Raw genomic sequence first — 6,782 nt, 5'->3', positions numbered from 1 at the left:
CACCGGGGACGGTGTGGGAGAGTAGGTCACCGCCGGACAATTTTTCATGAAAGGGCTCTCACCGTTTGGTGGGGGCCCTTTCGTGCTTTCCAGGGGTCCTTTCCTTTTCCGGGCAATTTCCCCTCGTGGCTTTTCCGGCGTTCCTGGCCATGGGCAGGAACGCGGCCTGCCCTGGACTCTTCATGGGCCCGTCCGGGACCAGCCCAGGACGTCAGTAGGCTGGAGACGTGGACTATCGAGCGGTTGAACAAGCGATCATGCAGCGTGGCGTCGAGTGGAGCTTCGAGCCCAGCCTCGACAGGATCGCCGCTCTCGTGGACCTGCTCGGTTCCCCGCAGCACTCCTATCCCGTCGTGCATGTGGCCGGTACGAACGGCAAGTCGAGTACGACCCGGATGATCGAAGCACTTCTGCGTGAGCGCAACCTGCGTGTCGGCCGGTTCACCAGCCCTCACCTCGTTTCCATGCGCGAGCGCATCAGCGTGGACGGCGTCCCGCTGAGCGAGGAGCGCTTCATCGAGGTGTACGAGGACATCGCGCCCTACCTGGAGATGGTCGACTCACAGGGGCGGAGGCTCTCCTTCTTCGAGACCCTCACCGCGATGGCGTTCGCCGCCTTCGCCGATGCTCCCGTGGATGTGGCGGTGATCGAGACGGGGATGGGGGGCGTCACCGACGCCACCAACGTCGCCGACGGCACCGTGGCGGTCATCACGCCCATCTCCCTCGACCATGTCGACTACCTCGGGCCCGACGTCGAGACGATCGCAGGGGAGAAGGCCGGCATCATCAAGCCCGGGGCGACCGCCGTGCTCGCGCAGCAGGAGCTTCCCGCCGCCTCGGTGCTGATGAGGCGGGCCGCCGAGGTCGGTGCCACCGTGGCACGCGAGGGGCTGGAGTTCGGCGTGCTGAGCAGGGAACTCGCCATCGGCGGGCAGTTGGTCCGGCTCAAAGGGCTCAAGGGAACCTACGAGGACATCCTGCTTCCCCTCTACGGGGCTCACCAGGCGGGCAACGCGGCCTGCGCACTTGCCGCGGTGGAGGCGCTGACCGGTGGGGATGAGCCTCTCGACGCGGAGCTGGTGCGGCAGGCGTTCCTGGGGGTGCGTTCGCCCGGCAGGCTTGAGGTGGTCCGCAGAGGGCCCACGGTGGTCGTGGACGCCGCGCACAATCCGGCGGGGATCCGGGCCAGTCTGGACGCCGTGCAGGAGTCCTTCGACTTCGCGAAGCTCATCGGAGTGGTGGCGGTGTTCGAGGACAAGGACGTCCAGGGCATCCTGGAACTGCTGGAACCGATGATGGACGAGATCGTGGTGACCAGGAACTCCTCGCCGAGGTCCATGGATGTGGACGATCTCGCGGCGCTGGCCGAGGAGATCTTCGGCCTTGACCGGGTGCACCAGGTCGAGAGGCTGGACAGCGCGATCGACCGGGCGATCGGCATCGTCGACGCTCTGGGAGAGTTCAGCGGGGCCGGGGTTCTGATCACCGGGTCGGTGGTGACCGCCGGTGACGCGCGACTTCTGCTCAAGGCGGACGAGGCACAGTGAGCGAGCAGGACACCGCGAACGGCCAAGAGCGTGATATGCCGAAAAACGCTCTTATTAGACAAGTCGGGCGGACGAGGCGCAGTGAGTAGACAGGTCACAGTGAGCGGGCGAGGCGGGATGAGCCGGTCGGGCGTGGCGGGTCGTCGGGTGCGGTCGTGGCGACTCCGGAGGGACAGAAGATGATCACGGTCACTCCCGGGATGAGGCGTCTCTGCGCCAGCGTGCTCGGCATGCAGGCCATAGTCGTCGGTCTGTTCACGCCGGTCGCGATCAACATCCAAGGCGTCGAACCGACCCTCGCGTTCACCGTCGGCCTCGGCCTGGCGCTCCTCTGCGTGGTGGTGATCGGCCTGCTCAGGCGGCCTTTCGCCTACCTCGCGGGAAGCGCCATCCAGGTGCTCACCATCGCCTCCGGCTTCATGGTCCCGGCGATGTTCTTCCTCGGGGTGATCTTCGCCGCGCTGTGGATCACGGCGATATTCGTCGCTCGCCGTGTCGAGGGCGTGACTTCTCGCTAAAGTCGGCCAACATGGCCGTCCCTCCCATCCAGCCGACTCGGGCGGTGCCCGCCAGGCCCACCGGCCTGGTGCGCGTGCTCCGGGTCTCCCTGATGATCGACGTTGTCCTCGGACTGCTCGTCGCGGTAGTGCTGCCGCTGGCGATCGTCGCCATTCCCAACACCATCTCGGTGGTCGCCGCCCTCCTGCCGCCGGACATCTCGCAGATAGCGATGATCAGAGCGCACGGGCTGGCGCTTCCCGCGATGGTCCTGACCGTGCCGGTGGCGGCGGTGGCCGTGCACCGGATGAGGGCGGCCCCGATGATGGTCGCCGGGTTGACCCTGCTCGCCTTCGCCGACGTCGCCGGCGGGTACGCCGGGTCAACGGCGCTGGTAGGGGTCCTGCGGGTCCTGCACGGGGTCGGAGCGGGCCTGCTGGTCCCCGCCACCCTGATGGCCGTCCGGGGGCGTTCGACGCTCCTCAGGGCCGTGTGGGCGGCCGTGTTGACGGGGAGCCTGCTGGCCGCTCAGGCGCTCGCGCTGTGGCCCCTCGACCAGGTCGACTCCTGGCGCGTCACCCTCCAGCCGTACCCGATGCTCACCGGGGTCGCGCTCGCCCTCGCCGCGCTCTATCTGGTGCTGTGGTTGAAGGAGGGCGAGGGCGGCACGGGCCCCGTTCCGGTCGTCGCCGAACGCGGACGCACGCTGTGGGTGGTCGTGCCCGCCGCGGGCGTCGCGGCCCTGGCTCTGGGCAGCACGTTCGACTGGTCACCGAATCTGGTGATCCGTGCGGCGCTGGTGTCCATCCTCGTCCTGCTCGCCCTGGCCTCCTCCGGTGTCTCGAAGGGGGCCGCCGGTAGGGCGCCGGCCTACGCGATGATCGCGGTCGGCGTCGTCGCCCTGCCCACCGCCGCCCAGATCACCTACGTCGAACTCGGAGGGCTGGGAGGACCGGGGCTGTCCGGCCTGTGGCCGGCCTTCGTGATCGCCGCGTTGGTGGGCCTCCTGTCCGCGCTGTCGGCGAACCGGCTGGGCGACGCGGCCATGCCCATGGTCACCGCGGGTGGGCTCGTGGTGATGGTCGCGGGCCTGTGCGCCGTGCGGCTGTTTCTTCCCGCCCCGGGCGGGCTCCCGCTGATCCTCCCGTTCGCGCTGCTCGCGGGCGGTGCCTCGGTGGCGCTCACCGGTGCGTTGCGATCCTGCGGCGAGGGGGCGGCGCTTCTGGCGCTGTCGCTGTTCTTCCCCGCGGTACTCGTGGGCTTTCTGCTGGGCAGTGGCGTCCAGGTCAACCGCCTGAAGGACGCCACGACCCCGCAGGCGCTGGTCGACGGGTTCGTGGACGCCCTGCACCTGTGGGCACTGCTCGGGGGCGGACTGGTGCTCGTGGTGATCGTGCTCGGCGCCGTTCTGGCTCGCCTCCTGCCAGGCACCCCGGTGAGCCCGGGGGACACCCGGGACACTCCGGCAGGTGCGGGCGGCTTCTCGCCCGCGGCGCGATCCACTTCCGGGCTGGTGCCTCCTCCCGCCGGGGAGGCCGATTCCGCCGGTGGCGCGTGGCCGGCCGCCACGGCGTCGGGACCTCCCGGAAGGGTCGGTCCTGCCAGGCAGGTCAAGCCGTCCGAGCGGGCCGGGCAGCCCGGGCGGTCCGAACAGGACGTGCAGGTGGGACACGGGGTGGTGCGGCCACGGTCCGAGGCCGCACCGAGGCCGCAGGGCCGTCCGAATCCTGAGGCGGGACCTATGGCCGCGACCGGATCCAAGGGCGGGTCCGCGGCCGTCACCGGGGGAGGGCAGGGGGTGGGCAAGGGCGGGAGACCCAGGCCCCGGCACGAGCCCGACCGTGTTCCCGAGCGCGACCCCGAGCCGGAGACGGAGGCCGAGCCGGAGAAGGTCGTCGCGCCGCCCGTGGTGGTGCCCCCGCCCGCGCCCTCGCCCGAGGACGGTCCGGGAAGTGGGCCTGCCCTCCAGTGACCTCGCCGACCACGGGTAGTCGCGCGAAGGACGGTAAACTTCGCGCGATTACCGCAGTCCGCGACCCATACATGTTCAAAGGAGAACTCCAGTGTCCGAGCGCACTCTTGTCCTGATCAAGCCCGATGGTGTGGCGCGTGGTCTCATCGGCGATGTGATCGCCCGTGTCGAGCGCAAGGGGCTGAAGGTCGTGGCGCTGGAGCTGCGCACCCTGGACGTCGAGACCGCCAAGACGCACTACGCGGAGCACTCCGAGCGGCCGTTCTTCGGCGAGCTGGTGGAGTTCATCACCTCCGGCCCGCTGGTCGCGCTGGTGCTTGAGGGGCCGCGGGCCATCGAGGCCTTCCGTGGTCTCGCGGGCCTCACCGACCCCGTCAAGTCCGCGCCCGGCACCATCCGCGGCGACCACGCCCTGGAGATCGGCGAGAACGTCGTCCACGGCTCCGACTCTCCCGAGTCCGCCGCGAGGGAGATCAAGATCTTCTTCCCGGATCGCTTCTAGAACGCGCGCTTTCGCCGAGATTGCCGGGCCCCGCCGTCCTTGTGGACAGCGGGGCCCGCCTTGTTCGGTTAACCCAAGATTTTGCTGCGGCAGGCCGCCTCATTGCGCTCAACGGTGGGTACGTCACGTTACGATTCGAGTGCGTTCCGTAGTTTTCGCCGACGACCTGACGGAAGGAGGCCGGCCTTCCTCATGGGCAGCAACCTTGCTTTTCTGGGCCGTGACATGGCGGTCGACCTCGGCACCGCGAACACCCTCGTGTACGTGCGGGGCCGCGGGATCGTGCTCAACGAGCCGTCCGTCGTAGCGATCAACACCGCGACGGGGAAGATCGTGGCCGTTGGTATCGAGGCCAAGCGGATGATAGGCCGCACTCCCGGCAACATCGTGGCCATCCGCCCGCTCAAGGACGGCGTCATCGCCGACTTCGACGTCACCGAGCGCATGCTGCGCTACTTCATCCAGCGGGTGCACAAGCGTCGCCACTTCGCCAAGCCGCGCATCATCATCGCCGTGCCGAGCGGGATCACCGGTGTCGAGCAGCGAGCGGTCAAGGAGGCCGGTTACCAGGCGGGTGCGCGCAGGGTCTACATCGTCGAGGAGCCCATGGCGGCCGCGATCGGCGCCGGGCTTCCCGTGCACGAGCCCACCGGCAACATGGTGATCGACATAGGCGGCGGGACCACCGAGGTGGCGATCATCTCGATGGGCGGTGTGGTCACCAGCCAGTCGATCAGGGTGGGCGGCGACGAGCTCGATCAGGCGATCATCACCTTCGCGAAGAAGGAATACTCGCTGATGCTCGGTGAGCGCACCTCCGAGGAGATCAAGATGGCGATCGGTTCCGCGTGCACGCTCCCCGAGGAGAGCCACGCCGAGATCCGGGGCCGCGACCTGGTCAGCGGCCTGCCCAAGACGATCGTGGTATCGGCCGCGGAGATCCGCAAGGCCATCGAGGAGCCGCTGAACGTGATCGTCGACGCGGTCAAGACCACGCTCGACAAATGCCCGCCCGAGCTTTCCGGAGACCTGATGGACCGCGGGATCGCCCTCACCGGGGGCGGTGCGCTTCTCAAGGGCATGGACGAGCGGCTGAAGGCGGAGACGGGCATGCCGATTCACCTCGTCGACAACGCCCTCGACTCCGTCGCACTCGGCTCGGGCAAGTGTGTCGAGGACTTCGACGCCCTGCAGCAGGTCCTGGTCCCCGAGCCGCGGCACTGATGAAGGACACCCGCAGGGCACGGGTCAACCTGGGGCTGCTGCTCGCCTCCGCACTCGTGCTCGTGACCATCGACCACCGTTCGGTCACGGAGTCGCCGTTCGGTCCGCTCAGGACGGTCGGCACGACGTTGTTCGGCGCCGCGGAGAGCGCGGGGGCGGGACTCGTACGACCGGTCGGCGAGTTCTTCGAGGCGATGGCCGAGGCTCCCTCGGCGCGGAGCCGGATCGAGAGGCTGCACGCGGAGAACCAGCGACTCAGGCACGATCTGGCGACGCAGAGCCTCGACCGGGAGCGCTCCAGGGAGCTTCGCAGGTTGCTCGGTGTGGCGGGGACCGGCGGATACAAGATCCTGACCACCCAGGTGATCGCTCGGCGCGGCGCTCCCGGGTTCGAGGAGGCCGTCGAGCTCGACGTGGGGCGCGCCGACGGAGTGCGTCCGGAGATGACCGTTTTGAATGCCGATGGCCTGGTCGGCAGGGTGGTTCAGGTGGGCCCGTCCACCTCGACGGTGGTTCTGCTCAGTGACCCCGCCTCGGCGGCCGGGGCCAGGCTGGAGGGCAGCAACGAGATCGGGGTGGTGCACGGCGTGGGGGAGAACGGTCGCCTGGTCCGATTCCGGCTGCTCGACTCGACCGCGCCGATCACCCCGGGGCATCGCATCGTGAGCTTTGGTTCCCAGCGCGGCGCACCGTATGTGGCGGGGGTGCCGATCGGGGTGGTGGAGCGGGTGGAGGCCACGCCGGGTGAGCTGACCCGCATCGCGTACGCGCGGCCGTCCGCGGATCTCACCTCGCTGGACGTGGTCGGGGTGGTGGTGCAGGCGCCGCAGCGCGACCCGCGTGACACGGTGCTTCCGCCGGCTCCGCGCAAGGCGAAGGTCTCGGCACCGGGGCGGTCCACGCCGCGCTCACCCGAGTCCGACGCCGAGTCCGGGCCCGGCTCCGAGGACGGCTCCGACTCCGAGGTCGACTCCACCTCTGAGTCCGGTCGGCGAGAGGCGGGGGTTCCCCGTGGCCGGCGAGAGGGGGCCTGAGG

The 6,782-nt window shown here is 69.4% G+C and carries 6 protein-coding genes; all 6 read left to right on the top strand.

Annotated features, from left to right (window positions below):
• Positions 1 to 257: 257 nt before the first annotated feature.
• The 6 genes from ACFY3V_RS39540 to ACFY3V_RS39515 all read left to right on the top strand — a co-directional run bounded on the left by ACFY3V_RS39540 (position 258) and on the right by ACFY3V_RS39515 (position 6,780).
• The gene (locus tag ACFY3V_RS39540; protein WP_350946103.1) at positions 258 to 1,550 is read left to right on the top strand and encodes a folylpolyglutamate synthase/dihydrofolate synthase family protein; all 1,293 of its coding nucleotides are present in this window, start codon (positions 258 to 260) and stop codon (positions 1,548 to 1,550) included.
• 179 nt (positions 1,551 to 1,729) lie between these two features.
• The gene (locus ACFY3V_RS39535) at positions 1,730 to 2,068 is read left to right on the top strand and encodes a DUF4233 domain-containing protein (RefSeq protein ID WP_389780444.1); all 339 of its coding nucleotides are present in this window, start codon (positions 1,730 to 1,732) and stop codon (positions 2,066 to 2,068) included.
• An 11-nt stretch (positions 2,069 to 2,079) separates the two neighbouring features.
• On the top strand, positions 2,080 to 4,020 hold the full coding sequence (locus ACFY3V_RS39530) for a hypothetical protein (RefSeq protein ID WP_389780442.1): 1,941 nt from the start codon (positions 2,080 to 2,082) through the stop codon (positions 4,018 to 4,020).
• A 91-nt stretch (positions 4,021 to 4,111) separates the two neighbouring features.
• Entirely contained in the window at positions 4,112 to 4,522 is a 411-nt protein-coding gene (gene ndk, locus ACFY3V_RS39525) for a nucleoside-diphosphate kinase (protein ID WP_350945806.1), read from the top strand.
• A 192-nt stretch (positions 4,523 to 4,714) separates the two neighbouring features.
• Positions 4,715 to 5,746: a rod shape-determining protein gene (locus ACFY3V_RS39520; protein ID WP_350945807.1), complete on the top strand. Its 1,032-nt coding sequence runs from the start codon at positions 4,715 to 4,717 to the stop codon at positions 5,744 to 5,746.
• Positions 5,746 to 6,780 carry a rod shape-determining protein MreC gene (locus ACFY3V_RS39515; RefSeq protein ID WP_362926685.1) on the top strand — a complete coding sequence of 345 codons (1,035 nt, stop codon included), beginning with the start codon at positions 5,746 to 5,748 and terminating at the stop codon, positions 6,778 to 6,780. The genes ACFY3V_RS39520 and ACFY3V_RS39515 overlap by 1 nt, the downstream gene beginning before the upstream one ends.
• Positions 6,781 to 6,782: the final 2 nt, after the last annotated feature.

Source organism: Streptosporangium sp. NPDC000095 (genome assembly GCF_042899335.1).
Classification (GTDB): Bacteria; Actinomycetota; Actinomycetes; order Streptosporangiales; family Streptosporangiaceae; genus Streptosporangium.
The sequence above is the reverse complement of the archived record's forward strand: the minus strand, read 5'-3'. Positions and strand labels throughout refer to the sequence as shown.